The organism is uncultured Aquimarina sp. (assembly GCF_947492965.1).
Taxonomy (GTDB): domain Bacteria; phylum Bacteroidota; class Bacteroidia; order Flavobacteriales; family Flavobacteriaceae; genus Aquimarina.
In genome coordinates this window covers 240799-259806 of sequence record NZ_CANLOZ010000002.1, presented here as the reverse complement: position 1 = coordinate 259806, position 19008 = coordinate 240799, and the positions used below count along the sequence as shown (strand labels likewise).

16 protein-coding genes are annotated in these 19008 nt (G+C 30.9%); 1 reads left to right on the top strand and 15 read right to left on the bottom strand.

All coding sequences use genetic code 11. From position 1 onward, the window contains the following. Positions 1-14 precede the first annotated feature (14 nt). The 9 genes from Q1B37_RS05445 to Q1B37_RS05405 form a co-directional block, all read right to left on the bottom strand. Positions 15-1589 carry an FAD/NAD(P)-binding protein gene (locus tag Q1B37_RS05445; protein ID WP_299896376.1) on the bottom strand — a complete coding sequence of 525 codons (1575 nt, stop codon included), beginning with the start codon at positions 1587-1589 and terminating at the stop codon, positions 15-17. A 3-nt stretch (positions 1590-1592) separates the two neighbouring features. Continuing rightward, complete coding sequence (locus tag Q1B37_RS05440) at positions 1593-2237, bottom strand: NeuD/PglB/VioB family sugar acetyltransferase (RefSeq protein ID WP_299896373.1); 645 nt, start codon at positions 2235-2237, stop codon at positions 1593-1595. A 41-nt stretch (positions 2238-2278) separates the two neighbouring features. Continuing rightward, entirely contained in the window at positions 2279-2884 is a 606-nt protein-coding gene (locus tag Q1B37_RS05435) for a sugar transferase (RefSeq protein WP_299601722.1), read from the bottom strand. Between the two features lie 5 nt (positions 2885-2889). Next, on the bottom strand, positions 2890-3135 hold the full coding sequence (locus tag Q1B37_RS05430) for an acyl carrier protein (RefSeq protein ID WP_299601724.1): 246 nt from the start codon (positions 3133-3135) through the stop codon (positions 2890-2892). A gap of 24 nt (positions 3136-3159) precedes the next feature. Beyond that, positions 3160-4656 carry an AMP-binding protein gene (locus Q1B37_RS05425; protein WP_299896370.1) on the bottom strand — a complete coding sequence of 499 codons (1497 nt, stop codon included), beginning with the start codon at positions 4654-4656 and terminating at the stop codon, positions 3160-3162. A 26-nt stretch (positions 4657-4682) separates the two neighbouring features. Continuing rightward, positions 4683-5780, bottom strand: a complete 1098-nt coding sequence (locus Q1B37_RS05420; RefSeq protein WP_299896368.1) for a hypothetical protein — start codon at positions 5778-5780, stop codon at positions 4683-4685. A gap of 24 nt (positions 5781-5804) precedes the next feature. After that, entirely contained in the window at positions 5805-6410 is a 606-nt protein-coding gene (locus Q1B37_RS05415) for a sugar transferase (RefSeq protein ID WP_299896365.1), read from the bottom strand. A gap of 259 nt (positions 6411-6669) precedes the next feature. Next, positions 6670-7977 carry a CoF synthetase gene (locus Q1B37_RS05410; RefSeq protein WP_299896362.1) on the bottom strand — a complete coding sequence of 436 codons (1308 nt, stop codon included), beginning with the start codon at positions 7975-7977 and terminating at the stop codon, positions 6670-6672. 192 nt (positions 7978-8169) lie between these two features. Further along, entirely contained in the window at positions 8170-9243 is a 1074-nt protein-coding gene (locus tag Q1B37_RS05405; RefSeq protein ID WP_299896359.1) for a glycosyltransferase family 4 protein, read from the bottom strand. Between the two features lie 691 nt (positions 9244-9934). Between Q1B37_RS05405 and Q1B37_RS05400 the strand changes: the two genes are divergently transcribed. Then, positions 9935-11920, top strand: coding sequence for a right-handed parallel beta-helix repeat-containing protein (locus tag Q1B37_RS05400; protein WP_299896352.1), 1986 nt, complete (start codon positions 9935-9937; stop codon positions 11918-11920). 131 nt (positions 11921-12051) lie between these two features. Here Q1B37_RS05400 and Q1B37_RS05395 read toward each other — a convergent pair whose 3' ends face one another. The 6 genes from Q1B37_RS05395 to Q1B37_RS05370 all read right to left on the bottom strand — a co-directional run bounded on the left by Q1B37_RS05395 (position 12052) and on the right by Q1B37_RS05370 (position 18975). Further along, positions 12052-12975, bottom strand: a complete 924-nt coding sequence (locus Q1B37_RS05395; RefSeq protein ID WP_299896350.1) for a hypothetical protein — start codon at positions 12973-12975, stop codon at positions 12052-12054. Positions 12976-12985: 10 nt separating this feature from the next. After that, entirely contained in the window at positions 12986-14311 is a 1326-nt protein-coding gene (locus Q1B37_RS05390) for an MBOAT family O-acyltransferase (RefSeq protein WP_366944297.1), read from the bottom strand. 101 nt (positions 14312-14412) lie between these two features. Beyond that, on the bottom strand, positions 14413-15816 hold the full coding sequence (locus Q1B37_RS05385; RefSeq protein ID WP_299896344.1) for a hypothetical protein: 1404 nt from the start codon (positions 15814-15816) through the stop codon (positions 14413-14415). A 5-nt stretch (positions 15817-15821) separates the two neighbouring features. Continuing rightward, a complete protein-coding gene (locus Q1B37_RS05380; protein WP_299896341.1) occupies positions 15822-16961 on the bottom strand; it encodes a glycosyltransferase family 1 protein in 1140 nt (379 codons plus the stop codon). Then, a complete protein-coding gene (locus tag Q1B37_RS05375; protein WP_299896333.1) occupies positions 16961-17851 on the bottom strand; it encodes a glycosyltransferase family 2 protein in 891 nt (296 codons plus the stop codon). The genes Q1B37_RS05380 and Q1B37_RS05375 overlap by 1 nt, the downstream gene beginning before the upstream one ends. A 29-nt stretch (positions 17852-17880) precedes the next feature. Then, complete coding sequence (locus Q1B37_RS05370) at positions 17881-18975, bottom strand: EpsG family protein (RefSeq protein WP_299601753.1); 1095 nt, start codon at positions 18973-18975, stop codon at positions 17881-17883. Between the last annotated feature and the right edge of the window lie 33 nt (positions 18976-19008).

Genomic DNA, 19008 nt, shown 5'->3' with positions numbered 1-19008 from the left:
TTCTTTAAATTATTTCATTTTTTGGGTTCTAAAAGTTTATAATATTGATGTATACTCTTAGATAACACTCCTGAAAGCCAGATAATTCTTCCACAATGTTCTACATGCCAGACCGCTTTACCATCAAAAATGTTTCCGGCCAAAAGTGGCCCCATAACATGTAAATTCTTAGATGACTCTAAGGATTCGTTAACATCAAAACCAATATTAGATTCATTAGGAACACATAGTTCTTTTTGAATCAAATTCTTTAACAATTCAGGAACGTCTGATGCTTTTAAATTTGTACCTCCGATACAATTAAAAACAACATCAACAGTATCTTTACTTATCTTATTCGTTTTAGATGCAGTATCTAAATATTCGAAAAAATATGCCTGATCAGATTCTTTTTTAATATCAACAAATCTTCCCGCAATATGTTCAAAACGATTTTCCTCTTTTAAAGCATCGATAGTTTTAGAATAATGGTATCCTGCACAACGTTGTCTACGTCCAATATCATTACCATACAAGCATGCAAACTTTTTTAATTCTTCCCAATTTAATTTTTTAAGTAATGCTCCGAAAGCACCAGATATTATATCGACTGTAGAAGCTGCTCCTAATTTAACATCATCAGCTACATCTAAATCTTTATACGTTGCTTCGGCAATTTGGCTAGCAGTCAAGTCTTCCTTGTCCTTAAGAGCTAATAAATTTTTAGGAGTATATTTCTTCTTTCCTTCTTCATCTATAATAGAATCTGGAGAAAGTCCTTGTGTAGATAACATTGTAAACTTATCAATCTTGGATCCAATAGCATCCAAATCATTCAGTTTATACAACATCTCTAATCCACTCGCATTTGCTCCAACAATTAAAGCATTTACTTCTTTAGCGTTCTTGCCTTTTAAAAACAACTCTAATTGTCCTAAAACTTCACCCAAATTTGGTTTATAAGGGTTATTGATAAACATTAGATTATCCTGCTCAATTAAATCCTCATTCTTCCATAATTTTAGTGTAGGAAGTGAACCTACCGAAAGAATAACTTTTTCTGATGATATTTTTTTATGATCACATAATGATAAGGTATAAGAGTCATTGTTCTTATCAATATCTGTTACTTCGGAGTTGATGTAATCTACCGTTACCCTTTTCTCATTTATGGCTTTTTCAAGAGTACTTTTTACTTTTTGATCAATATAAGAGCCAAAAAAGCGACGTGGAATAAACAGATCTTCCCATTCATTATTTTTAAGCCTTTCTTTGTGCGTGGCTAACCATTCTAGAGATAATTGTCCACCTTCTGTTCTAAATTCATCTAATAGCCATTCTTTATTTAGATTAAGCCATTTAATGAATTTACTCAATTCTGGCTCTGGCAAAAAATTCTTCAACGAAGTAATTAATAAAACCGAGTAACCAGATCTAACACCGTATGGAATACCAGTATAAAACTCTGGATATCGATCAATAATTGTAAGTGAAATTTTCTTGTCAATTGGTTCTTTTTCTAAAAGATCAAGAAAATGTAATATAGAGAATGAGGATGAAATTCCTGATCCAATAAAAGTGATATCTGTGTGGTTAATTTCAAAATCCATAAACTATGGTTGTTTTGTTTTGATTACACGCGCTGGATTTCCAACTACGGTAGTATATTCGGGAACATCTTTAATAATAACTGTACCGGCTCCTATCAATGTTTCTTTTCCTATTTCTTTTACTCCAGTCATAGCAGTAACTCCCATACCTATATAAGCATTCTTTCTAACATTAATGAGCGCTCCAATATTTACCCCAGAAGACATAAAAACTCCATCTTCCAATGTTACATGATGCGCTATGGTACTATCCATATTGATCATAATATAATTTCCTATGTTAGTATGCGGCATTACAATGTTACCTGCTAGCATATACACTGCTTCTCCAATGGTAACATCCGGAGCGATTGAGACAGTATGATGTAAAAAACCGGGAATACCATATCCTTCTTTTTTTAAAGTTGATAAATACTCAACTCTAACAGCATTAACACCAATTGGGCAATACACATCTTGTATTTTATTTTTAAATTCATCCAAAAACAAGTCTTTATACATACCAATAACAGGTATCCCTATAACGTCCTTACCTACTAGATCTGGATTATCATCTATAAAACCGATGATATTAATTCCAGCCTCTTTTAGGTAAGAAGCATATACTTGACCTTGCGTTCCAGCGCCAATGATTACAGCATTTTTCACTTCTTTATAATATAGTTTTTAGTTGTTTTAATTTAGTATGGTTAATTATTACCTGTAAAGGTAGGCATATTTACATTTTCGCCACTATTGATATCTTCTTTAAAGAGAACTTTCTTTATGGTTTTAATTATAATTTTTATGTCAAGTTTAAAGCTAATATTTTCTGTATACCAAACATCTAATTTAAACTTCTCATCCCAAGAAATTGCATTTCTACCATTGACTTGTGCCCACCCAGTAATTCCAGGTTTAACATCGTGTCGTTTTTTCTGAACATCATTGTACAAAGGCAAATATTTAACTAATAGTGGTCTTGGACCAATCAAACTCATATCTCCTTTTACAACATTAAATAACTGTGGGATTTCATCTAATGAGTATTTTCTTATAAACTTACCTGTTTTGGTAATTCTTTGATCAAAAGGAAGCAGTTCTCCATTTTCATCTTTCTTGTCATTCATACTCTTAAACTTAATTATTTTAAAAATCCTTTCATTTTTACCAGGTCTAGACTGAAAAAAGAAAGGTTTTCCACCATTTGCTATTGCTAACAGTACAATTAATATTAAGATAATTGGCGACAAAAAGAGAATGCCAATAAAGCTTAAAGTAAAATCAATAATACGTTTTATAAACGACTGGTACATATAATTTATGCTTGTAATTCTGATTCTATACAATTAAGTAAATCTCCAACATTATTCATGTTCATGAGATCCATTAATTTAAACTTGATATTAAATGTTTTTTCAACTTCTGTAATAATCATCATATGGGTAATAGACTCCCATCCATCAACATCATTTGCAGTTGTTTCATCAGAAAGTTCAAAATTTTCATGCTCTAACACAGCGATGAACGCTGTTCTTACTTTAGATAAAATATCTTCTCTACTCATCGATTGTTTTTATTTTTTAGGTATTTATGTTAAGTCAAAATGTTTTTTTAGTTCTTTTCTATCAATTTTACCATTGATACTATGAGGAAATTCTTTTACAAATCTCACATGCATTGGAATCATATATGATGGCATCACTGATTTCATATGGTCAAAAATAATTTCTGTATCAAATTCCTCAGATTCAATAGCTAATCCAAGCTCAGCGTTTCCTAGATCATTTGTAATATCTAACGCTACCATATTCACTTTTTTTTCAGATTTAGATTTAGCATGAAACTCTATTTCAGCTAATTCCACACGATATCCTCTAATCTTTACTTGAAAATCTGCTCTACCTACATATAAAAAATCTCCATCTTCATCTTTTAAACAAAGATCTCCTGTTTTATAATAACGAATGCTTTTCCCATTTTCTTCTCTTTCGAAAAAGCTTTTAGCATTTCGTTCTTCATTTTTCCAATAACCTGGAGTAATTTGTGGTCCTCCTAAACACAATTCTCCCGTCTCTCCTATTGGAACTTCTTCATTATTATCATTAACCACTAAATATAAAGTATCTTTTTGTGGTGTTCCGATAGCAATTATCCCATTGTGGGCTTTTGTTGCCGTTTCTTTATGATACGGATAAAAACCACTATATACCGTAAATTCAGTTGGGCCGTAATAGTTAAATATTTTACAATTTGGTAAACAATCACTCCATTCCTTCGCTATATCACTATGAAGGGCTCCTCCTCCAAAACTACAATATCGTACATCTGGTGCATTTATTTCTCCAAAATAAGGTCTTAGATAATTGATGATGGACGGAACCATAGTTAGTACAGTTAACTTTTCTTCATTTATTAACTTGAAAATATAAAAATACTTAATTGCTCCTTTCGGAATCGTATACATGCAGGAACCTGCTAATAAAGGAAATAAATAAGCAACTACAGAAAAATCAAAGGTAAGTTCGAACATCTGTAAGCATCTATCTTCCGGAACCAAATTAAAAGTTGGTTCAGCATCTATAGCTCCAACTAAAGCTTGCACATTATCAAATGTAATCGGAACTCCTTTTGGTAATCCTGTAGTTCCTGAAGTAAATAGAATATAAGCTAAATCGTCTCCTTTAATTTTTCTTGGTACCAAATTAATGTTAGTATCCGACAACTCTTTTGACGCAATTACTTCATAATCATCATAAATTGAATTTTCTGAAGAGTCTATTACATACTTCGTTTCAGTTTGTTCAAAAACTTTACTATTTCTTTCAAAAGGAACTTCTGGATTGACTGGTACATACGCCTTACCTTCTAACCAAAGTGCTAAAATACTAGCATAGGTTTGTAAATCATCATTAGTAACCAAACCTATTAGCTTTTCCGAATCGTCAATTTTATTTATAACAGCAGCCCTTATATTTGATATTTGCTGTGCAAAATCTTTATACGTATAACATGTTCCATTTATGCATAATACGTTTAGTTTAGCATGCTGTTCTATTGATTTTTGAAGTCTATTTACAAATTCCATTTTGGTCTGGTTGATTATGCAATTAGTTAATAAAAATGTCCATCTCGATTTAACATTTCGCAATGCTCCGTATCCACGTTGGTTTCATTATGAGCTAAACCTTTCTTAGTTACTTTATGCGTAAATATTGTTTTAAACCTTTTGGTTATGTTATCTGACAACTTAGTATCATCAGTAAACATAAAAGTTGTCTTTTGTCTTATAAAATTTTCTAACAAGGCATCAACACAAATATCATAGTTTTCTTCTTTGTCGACTATAAAATATTTTACATTCAATTCATTATAGTTAACAACATAAGATATAAAACCTACTATTTCTTCACCTTTTGAAATTTTAAGATTGTGCAAATAAATATTGTTACTAATTCCTGTTTGCAAAGACTTATGCGGATGTCTTTCTGGCACAGGAGTCTGTAGGTACTGACTTGCATCTAATTGCCAATTGACATATTCTTTTGTTTTATAAATTAAATCGTTTTTACAGGAAGGTTTTATAAATTCCCAAGTATCATCATCTAATTGATTTACATATTCATACGAAAGTGACTTTACGCTATTTTTTAATTTTGAAGTATTTAGATATCTTATAACTCCTCCTACAAAACCATCTACTCGATTCAATATAAATTTAAATGATTTTAAAAATTTAAACCTCCCTATTAACATAGAGGCATCTAAACTAAAAAATATGGTGTGTCTTAATCTCGATGCTATCACAGTAAAAGGCTGCTTTTCATAAAAAGCAGTTACATTTTCAGCATATGACTTTATCAGTACTTGTTTTCCTGTTAGATTAATTGCTTCATTATATATATAAGTCCCTAAAACAGTATCCTTATAGGACTTATGAACCCACCAAGATATCATCCAATATACCTTTTGGGGCTCTACATTACCAGCGTTTAACAAATCAGGAAACATAAAAATAAAAGAAATCATTTTGTCTCCTTCATATCCTAAAACACCACAATAATCATTCTCTTCAATTCTGTTATTATTTACCAACCATATAGCTTTACTTTTAGGCAAAGGAGCAAGATCATTCTTCCAATACGTATTTTTATCAATAGCTTCTCTTAACATCTTTTTGGTTAAGCCTATAACTTGTAAATCTTTACTCATTCTATATTTGCTATAAATCTAATATTAGTTAGTACCATTAAACCATTCTGAAGTTAACTCATTGGATAAATTAACATCTTCTTTTTTTAATACCTTTTTTAAGGTAAGACCAATTATTTTGACATCTAGTAAAAAACTACAATTTTCTACATACCATACATCGTACTCAAATTTTTTTGTCCAGGAAATTGAATTTCGACCATTAACTTGAGCCCAACCGGTAATTCCAGGTCTTACATTATGTCTTTTTTTCTGTGTTTCGTTATAAACCGGTAGATATTCTATGATTAGTGGTCTTGGTCCAATCAATGACATATCACCTTTCAAAACATTTACAAGCTGCGGAATTTCATCTAAAGACGTTTTTCTAACAAATGTTCCTACAGAAGTCATTCTATCCTTATCTGGCAGTAAATTTCCATCAGAATCCTTTAAATCATTCATCGTTTTAAACTTAATGATACTAAAGATCTTCTCATTCTTTCCTGGTCGCCTTTGAACAAAGAAAGGTTTACCATTATTTGCAATAGCTAAAAAAACAATTAGTATAAAAAACAAAGGAGAAATACATAACAACACCACAAATGCAATGCTAAAATCTAATACTCTTTTAAAAATTTGTTTATACACTCTACTCCTTATTTTAAAAATAAATAACAATCTAAAGCACTAGAAAACATCTGGCTTATACCTTTACTATAAAAATACGGGGGAAACGAGATAGATAAATGACAAATATCTGACAAGGGGAACGCAGTGATCATCATATCTATAATTCTGTATTTAGAATCGGTGGCAAATATACAATCTATATTTTACTTTCTTAACTAAAATTAACTTCTTTTTAAACAAAAATAACACTTGTCGTACATGCCTATTTTAAAGTTATTTAAGCAACGAATTCATTCACAATTGCTCTTTGTTTTCCAGAATTTAATAATGGAATCTCAGACACATATTCTATTCTAATATTTGCATCCTCACCTAAATATCCTCTAAACTCTTCAATAAACTCTGTTTCTTGCTCAAAAATATTCTGTTCTATTTTTAATTTAAAGAGATATTCTTTTTCTGCTTTTTGGATAATCTGTCGTTGTTTTACTTGTTTGTATTTGTTAATGATCAAAAGAATACTAGTAGATAATATCTCTCCTGAGGTATTACGAATCATATCCATTTTTCTACCTTCTACTTTAGTAAGTACAAGTTCAGAAGCGTTGTGATCCTTTTCATAATTCATAATACCAATATCTCCTGTGTCGTATCGAATCATCGGAGTATCGTAATTAAATAGATCTGTAATCACAATTCTTCCGATAGTTCCAGGAGCTACCCTTTCATCATTATTGAAATTGAGAATTTCTATATAATAACTTGCCCAATTAATTTTAAAGAACTCTTTTTTTATTGGTTGTTGCGCTAACATACCATTCTCGGCATTAGAATATCTGGATACCATATCAACATTAAAGTATTTTTTCATCTGTTGTTTGGTATTCGGATCTAAGCGCTCTGACATTCCAATTACTGATCGCAATTTACAATCAATAGGTTTTGAATTAATTGATTCTAAATATTTGCATATTTTATCAAAAGATGAGGCATAACCCAACATTCCTTTATTCGAAGAATCTTGTTTTAGAATGGTAATCAGCTTTTTAACAGCTTCTTCTGATAATTCAAAAACATTTATTGGAATGATATTTTGAAAAAAAGAAGCTAGTCCATTTTTCTTTTTAAACATATTCCAAAAACGTAAATAGTATAACCTATATCCTATTGTGAACCCACATAACTCTGAAAAATAAATGATATCAGCTGTATTTCTATTTTTTTTATTGAGATTCTGGTAAACAGTAAAAGAGGCTCCTGTAGACCCACTTGTAGACACTCCTACTTTTTGTTTATTAATATGTATTTCTGATTGTATATCCTTATAAGAAAGTTTGATTATTTCTTTATTAACAACAGGAAAATTTTGAAGACTGTTTGGATTTATATTTTTATAATAATTAGAAGTTTGAGTAGCATGTTCTAGTATATCTTTTAAATACTGCTCTTTTTTACCTAACGATAGTGGATGATTCGGTTTTTCTATAATGTGCTTAACATCTCGATAATGTTTTCTAACCTTACCTCCTCTTAAAAAATCAATAATCCAAAAAGAAAGATTTCTTATCCTTTCGTTAACTCTCATATACCGTCCACTTAACTTTTATCTTAATTCAAAGCATAGCAAACATCAAAGTCACATAATGAGCTTATACGAAAAACTTCGTGCATATTTACGGGATAAAATATGCAACTACTATTATGACGATGTTATTTACTTTTTTTGTTTTTGGTAAAATAAGAAATTGTAAGAAAATATCTAAATAAAAAGTTAAAATTATAACTTTTTATATTCTTCTAAAATTGACTTCCAAACAAACTTCCTTTCGTATCGTTCACAAATCATATCCCTAGCCTTTAACGATAACTGATTGGTATACGAAGGATCAGAAATAAATTTCTTCATCGATTGGTACAAGATTTCAGAACTTTTAGGAGGAATGATTGTACCATTAATACCTTCTGAAACGATCTCATTACAACCATTAATATCGGTAACAATACTTGGTAATCCCATAGAACCAGCTTGCATTACCACATTCGGAAACCCCTCTCGATAACTAGGAAATGCTAAAGCGTTTGATATTGCAAAAAATGGTCTTACGTCATTTTGCCAACCTACAGGAATGATATTAGGGTTTTCATTAATTTCTTTTTCTGTTTCTGGCAATAATGGATCTAGATCCCTTTCATAAGTCCCTACTAATAACAACTTTGATTTCTTAAATTCACTATTCAATTGTTTAAATGAAGTAATAAGCTCGTTGATACCTTTATCTTTCACGAATCTGCCTACAAAAACAAAAACGAAATCATCTGGTGCTATATCAAGTTCTTGTTTTAATTTGTCATTATCTTCTATTGTATAGCCCGAAGGATCAAAATGAGAAGTATCAATTCCATTAGAACTTCCATTTGCTATTACTTTTAATTTTTTAGCAGAAGTGTATTTGTTCTCTAAAATAATATCATTTAACCCAAAAGAATTTGGATAGATCATACTAGCACAAGCATACGTAATTTTTTCTACAGTATCCAACAATAATCTTTTCGCTCCCGTTGCCTCTAATAATGGTAATCCAGCTATTGTATGTAATCTATAAGGAACACCAGCTAATTTTGCAGCTAACATAGATAATGTTCCTGCTTTAGGTGTATGACTATGCACAATATCTGGCTTTTCTTTCTTAAAAAGTTTATATAATTGATATACTGCCTTTAAATCCTGAACTGGCGTGATCTTACGTGTCATTTGGATCGGAACTACAGCGATTCCTTCCTGTTTCGCTACCCTATCTAAAATATTTTCATCTTTACTCGAAACTCCTATTACCTCATAATACTGAGACATAAACTTTAACTGCCCCTGAAGCAATCCCCCAAGAGACCTTGGAACAGTTGTAACACGAATAATTTTCCCCTTTTTTTCCACTTAATAGAAATAATAAATATTGTGGTTGCAAATATATAGATATAAGGAATGATTAAAATTTTATTTCCAATATTTTTAAAAATCATAAACGATCTATGAAAAAATAGTTTGTAAATTGAAAGTTATGATTCATTTTACGTACAAATGAATACTGAATTTTTACAATATATCAGTTATATAATACAATAGTTAATGATCTTAATACAATAGGGATTAAGAAATTGTAATTATTTATTTATTTGAAGAAACAAATGCAATAATAACATCAACTTATGTATATTTAGACATTGGAAAAATTTAAGACGTAACAAAAAAGAAAGAAAAAACTTACAAATTCACACAAAAACACTCCATTTTTTGGGGAATAAATCCATCAAATTTATGACTCACTCACCTTACCCTAGTATTTACAGTATATTTTATCAAAGTAGTTTTCATTTTGGTTTTAATTTCGGCACGCATTACGGTAAAGCCGTAAGGGTTTAATTGTTTAATTATCAAATGATTATAATTCGTAAACTTTAACATTTTTTTTCGACATAATACACAATAGTATCGATGAAACTCCGTTAAAAATGAAATTAAAAACCTAAAACACCCCCCAACCGAAATGAAAAAGTTACCCTATTTTCTATTATTAGTGTTTGCTATAAGCATTTTTGCTTGTAGTACAGAGAACATTGAAGAAGCAATTTCTGAAGAAGAAGAGGAAGTTATTGAAGATGAAGACGATACTCCTCCAGAGGAAGAAGACGATGGAATTGTTTCTGATACTCCATGCGATTTTGACCTTTCTGGTCTGGCCGCTAACTCTACAGTAACAATAAATTGTCTGTTAGATTTAGAAGGCGCGACCATTACTTTACCTCCTAACACCACTTTTGATTTTGATGGTGGAGATATTTTTAATGGAACTTTAATATTTTCCGGAGGTATAATTGATGGAAGGCTTTTAAACTCTAGTTTAAAAACTGAAGGTAATGTTAGTTTAAAAGATCCTGTATTTAAGTTTAATGCGACTAGATGGGAAAATATTGTTCAAGGGCAAACTAATTCTGATATTGCTTTGAAGAATACTGCTGAATTTGAAGATTTAATGTTTCAGATAAAAGAAATGGGTGGAACTACTTTCGAGACGAATGTTTTTGATGCCTTTTTCGAAACTACGAAAGTAACGAGCACCACAGCTGATCAAAATTTTTATGCTTCTGTAGAAGGAATCAATGTTCCATCTAATTTCCATTTAAAAATGTCTGACAATACCAAGTTAAGACAGTTTCCTGCTGGATCACGAATCGAAAATGGTACAGTTATCGCAGTTAGAGATGCTGACAACGTAACGATTTCTGGTGGAAACATAATTGGAGACAGAAATGATCGTGAATACGCTCCTGACGATGTAGGCCTCTACGGTACTCACCTTATGCATATTCATTCTGGTAGAAATGTTACCGTTGATGGTGTAAATTTTGTAGAAGGATCTAAAGGAGCTTTAACTATTTATTCTATAGGATTTAGATTTGATCCAGATTATATTCCAACATACGGAGTAAAGGTAATCAACTGTTCTTTTACAAATATAAGAAGAATGGGAATTGCTCTTACCGATGGTAACGATATTTTAATTGAAGGAAATACCTTTACTAATGTGGGTCAACCAATGGCTGGATCCGATGGTGGTGAAGTTGGATATGCTATAAATATTGAAGCTTTTAGAAGCAGAGATGCTAGTGGGAATCTATTAGAACACGAAAGAGCTTTTGATATTTTAATTACCAGAAATACTGAAATTAATAGTAGAGTTGGTTTTACTGCAGCAACTATTGGACAAGATATTACTGTAGAAAACAATGATATAGAAACTAGATGTATTCTCTCATTAGCTTCTGGAACAAAAATTATAAATAATAGATTCAATGCTTCTGCAGAAGCTGCCGAAAGATTTGCAATTTTTGCAGCAGGTAGTCATAGTGAAACAGTATTTGATAATGAAATATCTGGTAACGATATTACTGGATACAGTATTGGTATAGCAACAGATACCAATGATATCGATGTACATGATAATAATATTACAAATGGTGATATTGGAATTCAATTAAAAGATACGTCTGATTCTAGATTTTACAATAACATGATTAATGTAAATGAAACAGGAATTAGTGCGACCAATACTTTTGTAAATAATACTAGTATCAACGATAATGAGATTACAGCAGGAAGATTTCATTTATTCCTAACAGGGTTTAATAATACTCCTGATACTAACGGATATACCATCTCTGTAGAAAGAAATAAATTCCTTACTTCGAAAAAAGTAACCATAAATAATGCGAATGGTATTGATTTTATGAATAACGAAGTAACTGGTGGTATTGAATTAGGTACCTCTTCTAATATCAATATTTCTTCTAATACTAAAATTGATCCTAACGATAGTGATGGAATTAGATTGTATGGTTCTCATTCGGATGTGTCTATTACTAATAATAACATTTTGGAACCATCCGGAGCAGATAGATTCGACTGTATTAACAATGATTCAGATACGCCAAATGCCATTGTTTTAAGTGGTAATACTTGTGCTAATCGATAAGACACCTTATAATTGTACTTATATTTTATAAGGAAAAGAGACCATCAATATTGATGGTCTCTTTCTATTTATGATATCCTGTATATAGTACTAATTGCACAGTGTACTCATGCCTCATAAACTAGTTAATATTAGAGAGCTAAAATCTCTTTAGCAAGAAGCTTAGTAAAATACTTAGCTCCTTTATCATTTAGATGAGACGGATCATGAAAAAAATCATGATTATTACTAAATCTCGGATCGTTAAAAAAATCTAGTAAAGGAATATTATGTTCTGTAGCTATCTCATTAATTAAGGAAAAAGATCTGTTTTTTCTATAATTACCCTTTATAAACTTCGGTGATGTAACAAAAATGAGTTTAATATTGTTCGACTTTGCATTTAGAATAAACTCTTTTAAGGCATTTACAAGATTACTATCTATTACATTACTTTTTTGTTGTATATCATTTTCATAATTATCAATTTCCTTTTCACTTACGATCCCATTAAGTGGTCTATACCCTTTATAATCTATTTGTGGAGATACGTAATAACGTGTCATATGTACGATAGTAGAATTAAAAAGATATGATTTAAAAAACATTTTAATATCTACAAACCTATTGTTTACAGCAAAAATAGGTCTTAGCACATCTTTATGATCTCCATAATAAGGATATAGATCATGAAGTCTATCATAAGCAAAGGTCGAATTAAACAAAAAGTCTTCATCAATATTTAAAATAATAGTTTTAGGGACTACTCGTTTTAAGATCATTTTCTGAAGACCTAAATGATATAATAATTGTTGCCCTTCTGCCCCAACATTATAAGCGGATGTTTGTAGTTCTTTTTCTAAAACTTCTGGAACATAGTGTCTATGTGCATGTGAGCTACCAAAAACTAATGTCTCTGCATTTGTTTGATCAATGGCATATGTACTGCGAGCATATTTACCCGTCTTTTGTGTATAGAAAAGTTTTTCCGCTGTAATACCTAAAACCGTATCAACTATCACTATGATGATTAATAGTTTAATAAGCTTAAAAATTATAACCCTATGTTTGTTCATACGATCTTACTCAAAATTGAAAATATATAAACTGGCTATCCCCAAAAACTCCTAAATATAAAATCAAGAAAATTAATAGACTATATCCTAACATTCTGGAAATCTCAGTTTTTTCGGTAATCTGCTTCACAGAACCTATATACTCTCTCCAAATTTCAAAACCAATCAGCACTATAATTGCCAACACAGCATAAAAAGGTGCGGCGATATCATCTCCCATTCCAATATAAAGTTTACCAGGTTGAAGAACTATTTTCTTTATAATATAAAAAGCTTCAGAAACAGTATTAGCTCTAAAAAATATCCAGGAAAAACAGATAAGAATAAATGTGCTTATGATATTTAGAATACCTTTTCTGTTTTTAGCACTAAGCAATACTTCTATAATAAGATAAGCTCCATTAATTGCTCCCCACAATACGAATGTCCAATTTGCCCCGTGCCATAATCCACTTATTAAAAAGGTAATAAAAAGATTAAAGAACCATCTAAATTTCCCAACACGATTTCCGCCTAACGGGATATACAGATAATCTCTAAACCAGGTCGACAATGAAATATGCCATCGATTCCAAAATTCATGAATAGATGCGGCAAAATAAGGTCTTCTAAAGTTTGTCATTAAATCAAATCCAAAAAACTTTGCCGTACCAATTGCGATTAAAGAATATCCCGCAAAATCTCCATAAATCTGAAAGGCAAATAAAACTGTCGCAAAAATAAAACTTAGACCATCATGTAATTCTACATTATTATAAACAGCATTTACATAAATAGCAGCTCTATCTGCAATTACAAGTTTTAGAAAAAATCCAATGATAATTAATTTACAACCAAGTGAAATTGAACCTTGAGAAACACTCCTTTTATTCAGGAACTGTGGTAACAGATGGGTAGCTCTTTCTATAGGACCTGCTACCAATTGAGGAAAGAAGGAAACAAAAGCTGCAAAAGCAACTAAGTCTTTTGTCGGTTTTAGCTTCTCTCTATATACATCGATAGTATAGGACATCGTCTGAAAGGTATAGAAAGAAATACCCACAGGTAATATGATACGCATTACAGTAAATTCTTGGTTTTGTATACCAATAGCGCTACATAGTTCTATCCATGAATCAATGAAAAAATTGCAATATTTAAAGAATGCTAGTAACCCTAAATTAAAGAAAATGCTACAAAACAGCCATCTTTTTTTATGCTTCTTAGAATTTGACTCGTATATTTTTAGACCTACAACATAATCGACAACAGTGCTTAAGGCTATTAATGACAAAAATCTCCAATCCCACCAGCCATAAAATATATAACTAGCAACTAACAGTAATAAATTCTGCAAGACGATTTTCCTCTTATCCAAAAACCAATACAATAAAAAGGTAACTGGAAGAAAAATTAAAAAATCAAATGAATTAAAGTACATTACCTACCAAAAACGAATTAAAGCGAGATTGTAAAATTTCTTTTTACCGCGTCAAACTTTCCATTAGGTCCCAAAGGAATATCATCTACTATATTGATTGTATAGTTTACATTCTGTCCTAATCGGTCTTTTAGATTGTGTACTAATTTTTCCTTCATTTCATCGTCAAAGTTTTGATCAGCTATCAAATTAACTGTGATTTCATCATGATTTTCCTGTACAATTTGGCTTTTTACAATACCCTCTAATCCTTTGTAAGCAGTATCCATCCTACCGACATATCCTTTTTCTTTGGTCCAAAGAATATCATCTTCTCTACCGGTTAATTTTTCGATCATAGGCATCACACAACCACAGTCACAAACTTTTCCTTCATTACAAAGTAAAACAGTATCTTCTATATTATATCTGATAAGAGGAGTTTTTAAATTAGTAAAACTAGTAACCACCAATTGTGCAACTTCTCCTGGTTTTGCCTTTTCTCCTTTTGCATTAATAAATTCAAAAATCCCAGAATCTGTATTTAAATGCAAATTACCATTTACACATTCTGTTATAAAAGGGCTTCCTTCACTAGATGCATATTGATTAAACACATGACATCCAAATGCTTTCTCTATTTCTGTTCTTTGATAATCATACAAGGTCTCTGCAGTAACCGCAATAGCTTTGGGAGTGAACTTAATATCAATATTATTTTGATTTATAAATCGACTGATAATATAAATCGCTGAAGGATAACCGTCTAATAATAGCGGCTTAAATTTATTTAATTTCTTAATATAACTAGGTAAATTTTCATCCGTTAGATGATAGGTCGACATTAATAACTGATTCTCAAAATAATTATAAACCCAGAAAGGAGCTTTTTTAGCATCTGGTTTTACGATTAATCTTCCAGAAAATCGCACCTGTTTTACTCTTCGTGTTTCTAAACCAATAGCTTTATGAAATCGACGCCATAACGCAAAAGATCTATTGATAGATTCTTTATCTAAATAATTTACCGTCGGAGCACCAGAAGTTCCACTAGTATATCCCACTCCATCGGTAGGTCGCTTTTTATTAACCAAAGCTTCTGGATTTGTCTTTCTTTCTGACTTTGTTAATATTGGCATTTTTCGAAGAACTTCATAGGGCTTTTCTTCAATATCCTGTAATGTAATCCCTAAATCCTTCATTTTGGACGTATACCAATCAGAATGCTCAAATACTTCGGATAACAAAACCTTTAGTCTACTTTCCTGATACCTCTCTACTACATCAATATCCGAATCCCATAAATCGATATACTCATTTAAGTACGTTTCAAATTCTTTGGTATAACGTTGTTTAGAATTTTGATAAGCTTTTACATTTAGTAAAATAAACTTAAAAGGATAAGGTAAACTATTATAAATTTTTTCTTGCAACTTCCCCATAATTGCTATCTTATTTGTTCTTTATAGAATTCTTGAATTTCTAATGTATTAGAAACAATATCATAATTACCCTCCACAATTTTCTGTACATTATCATTCTTTATAGAAGCATCTATTGCCAAAATCTTATCTGCCCAGCTTTCTGGCGATTGATCTATGGATAAAAATTCGATATCTTCTGTCAAACTAACTTCTGTAGTTATACTATCAGAAGCAAAAACTTTTATTCCCGCAGCTTGTGCCTCAATTAATGTAACTGGTAATCCTTCATAAAAAGATGGGAATACAAATACATCAAACATCTGAAACAGTTGTGGTACATCTGCTCTTACTCCTAAAAAACGAACATTCTTTTCTATTGATAACTGTGCCGCTTCCTTTTCCATTACTGAACGTAAAGGTCCCTCTCCTGCCATCATTAATACAGCCTCAGGTTTCTTTTGTAAAACTTCTTTGAAAATCTTAAGCAAAAAGGTATGATTTTTCTGACTTGCAAATCTTCCTACGTGCCCAATCACTAGATTTTTTTCTACATCAAACTCTTTCTTGTATTGCTGAGCAATAGATTGATTATATGCAAATTTTTCTGTATCAATTGCATTATTCATAGTAGTAAAAGAAGTATCCTTACCGAACAACCAATTCCCGGCTTTATCACCACATGAAAATAGATCTGTGGCATCTTTTTTTACTTTCTTTTTTAATTGAAGTTTTATCAATTTCTTGAAAGTTTCTTTTATGCTTTCTTTGTTTGAAAAAAGAGAACCTAAACTAACATCATCAATAGCAATATGAGCATGCGCAATTCTACAAGGAATATTAAATTCTTTTGCAATTTTTAATGGAAAACAACTAAAAGTGTTTAAATGAGAATGTATTATTGAGTATTCAGAATGCTTTTTAAAGAAGTCTCTTAATTTATTATAATAATCTCCCGGAAAAAGAGGATTTATTGGATCAAATCTATATATTCTTCCTCCTAAATTTTCTATTTCTTCATCGAAAGCAGCTTTTTCTTTGCGATGTACCAGAAAATCAAACTGTATTTGACTCCTGTCTATTTTTCTATAGTAATTCATGATCATCGACTCGGCTCCACCTCTGTTCATGATAGTAAATACCTGTAAAACCCTTATAACACCCATTAAAACTCTCCTTTAGTTTTGTATCGTATATAAAGATTTAAAAGTACTCCAAAAGGAATGGCTAAAATTGTAGTCAACTTCTTTGGAGATTCACTAATAAAAGACCCATTTTTAGTGAAAATGGCACTAGACACATAATGAATTGCATTTTTAAACTTGTCTTTGAAGTTTTCTGCAAGCTGCATTCTACTTTTTCTAGAAAATGCAAAGCCTTTTGGATGTCTTCTATATTGTTTTAAAATATTCATGCTTGAACCATCCTGCATATATTCTACTTCACAAAGAACATCATTAATAGGAAGTAGCTTATAATCTTGGTCAATCAATTGATATAGATACCCTAGTGGAACAAAACGCTCTCCTTCAAAAATCGGATAAGAAGGATATTTTTTTACAACCTCGGTACGATATACTAATTTTTTGTCACCTAAAACTTTGTGTACATTATACAAATCATATAAAGTAGTTTCTTTTATATGCTCTGGAATTTTAGTTCCGATAATTTTTCCGTCAGGATCAGCATCTAATCCTACAAGACCAGCATATTCTGTTTTATCTTTTATTTTCTCCCAAGCAACTAGTATTTTCTCTATAGCTTCTTCTCCCATGCAATCATCACTGTCTATACATACATTTAACAAGGTTTCTGTTAAACGATATGCCGCATTATGACCACCATGCATTCCTTGATTTTCCTGATAATGATATTGTATATCTATTTTCCCTTCTTTTATCCAAGAAGCTACTAATGATTCTGTATCATCCGTAGAACCATCATCAATAATTAACCAAACAAAATCTTGATTTGATTGCTTAATTAAACTTTCATAACATTTATACAAACAATACGCCCGATTGTAAGTTGGTGTAAATACTGTTATCGTTTTCATTAGTTGATTAATTGATTTGTTGTTAGTGTTTATCCCCAATATAAATAGTACATCATATATGTAAATGAAAAATAGGCCAACATTACTTTCCCAATCATAAAATGATGGTCCTTAAAAAATTCTTTCTTTAGAAATGGATATATGATCACGATTGCCATCATAAACCATGACAGATATGCAAATCGATTCGAGTAATTAGCTTTTATAACTAAAATCCAAAATCCATTGCAAATCAAATAGGTATTTAGCAATTGATAATAAAATTTATCTTCAAACTTCTTTTTATAAATAAAATACCATCCGGCAAAAACTGCAAAAGCACTATGAAACAGGAAGTCCCATCTAAACCCAGTACTTGCAAATGTATTGGCATCTACCTCAGAAGTTAAATATCCGGTAAGTCGATCATCGCCAAAACCTAAACTAGCAAATAGTGTTATCCATAAACTTCCCATTACCAAAGACAACGGAATACAAAATAGCCAACCTTTGAAGAATACTTTGGGATCATTATAAAAGTTGGTAATTATATATGCGAAAATTGGTAAAAACAGGGTTTTATGGAAAAATGTGGCAGCTAGAAAAAACAACGCCATTACTACCTTTTTCTCATGATAACATAATCCCCATAAAAACAAGGAAGTTGCAGCACCATTACGCATTCCGTTTACTCCATAAGTCCAAAAGGAAAAGGAAACGATAAACATTACAAATGAATAGTACCAGTATTGTCCAAATAATTTTTTAGAAATCTTGTATAATGGGAAAATGTATATAAATGCACAAATTGTAAAAAAAGTGTGCGCTGATACGATTTGTGCCAATGTTTTCATAAACACATGCCAACCATAATCATTTACCTCTGGAATTTCTCCTCCAAGTCGATATCTATCAAATGTAACTATATAATTGACCGTATCCCCAAAAATCCCACTTATAGGGCGCTGACCAATATAAAGTATTAGAAAAATTAACAAGAAGTATCCAGAAAAATTTATGAAAACAATATTCTTGTGCTCACTAATCTGTAAAAGTCTAGTGTGTAATAAAGTAAATACCACCAAAAAGAAGCATAAATTAATATACAACGGATAGTAAAACTCTAAAGGCACAAAAGTGTTCATTTTACTAGCTTATTTTAACAGTTATCTTATTAC

Coding starts and splice junctions, on each gene's coding strand:
- Q1B37_RS05385 (WP_299896344.1), bottom strand. CDS start 15,816: ATGGGGAAGTTGCAAGAAAAAATTTATAATAGTTTACCTTATCCTTTT.
- Q1B37_RS05430 (WP_299601724.1), bottom strand. CDS start 3,135: ATGAGTAGAGAAGATATTTTATCTAAAGTAAGAACAGCGTTCATCGCT.
- Q1B37_RS05435 (WP_299601722.1), bottom strand. CDS start 2,884: ATGTACCAGTCGTTTATAAAACGTATTATTGATTTTACTTTAAGCTTT.
- Q1B37_RS05400 (WP_299896352.1), top strand. CDS start 9,935: ATGAAAAAGTTACCCTATTTTCTATTATTAGTGTTTGCTATAAGCATT.
- Q1B37_RS05410 (WP_299896362.1), bottom strand. CDS start 7,977: ATGAGAGTTAACGAAAGGATAAGAAATCTTTCTTTTTGGATTATTGAT.
- Q1B37_RS05375 (WP_299896333.1), bottom strand. CDS start 17,851: ATGAAAACGATAACAGTATTTACACCAACTTACAATCGGGCGTATTGT.
- Q1B37_RS05420 (WP_299896368.1), bottom strand. CDS start 5,780: ATGAGTAAAGATTTACAAGTTATAGGCTTAACCAAAAAGATGTTAAGA.
- Q1B37_RS05445 (WP_299896376.1), bottom strand. CDS start 1,589: ATGGATTTTGAAATTAACCACACAGATATCACTTTTATTGGATCAGGA.
- Q1B37_RS05425 (WP_299896370.1), bottom strand. CDS start 4,656: ATGGAATTTGTAAATAGACTTCAAAAATCAATAGAACAGCATGCTAAA.
- Q1B37_RS05405 (WP_299896359.1), bottom strand. CDS start 9,243: ATGTCTCAGTATTATGAGGTAATAGGAGTTTCGAGTAAAGATGAAAAT.
- Q1B37_RS05370 (WP_299601753.1), bottom strand. CDS start 18,975: ATGAACACTTTTGTGCCTTTAGAGTTTTACTATCCGTTGTATATTAAT.
- Q1B37_RS05395 (WP_299896350.1), bottom strand. CDS start 12,975: ATGAACAAACATAGGGTTATAATTTTTAAGCTTATTAAACTATTAATC.
- Q1B37_RS05380 (WP_299896341.1), bottom strand. CDS start 16,961: ATGGGTGTTATAAGGGTTTTACAGGTATTTACTATCATGAACAGAGGT.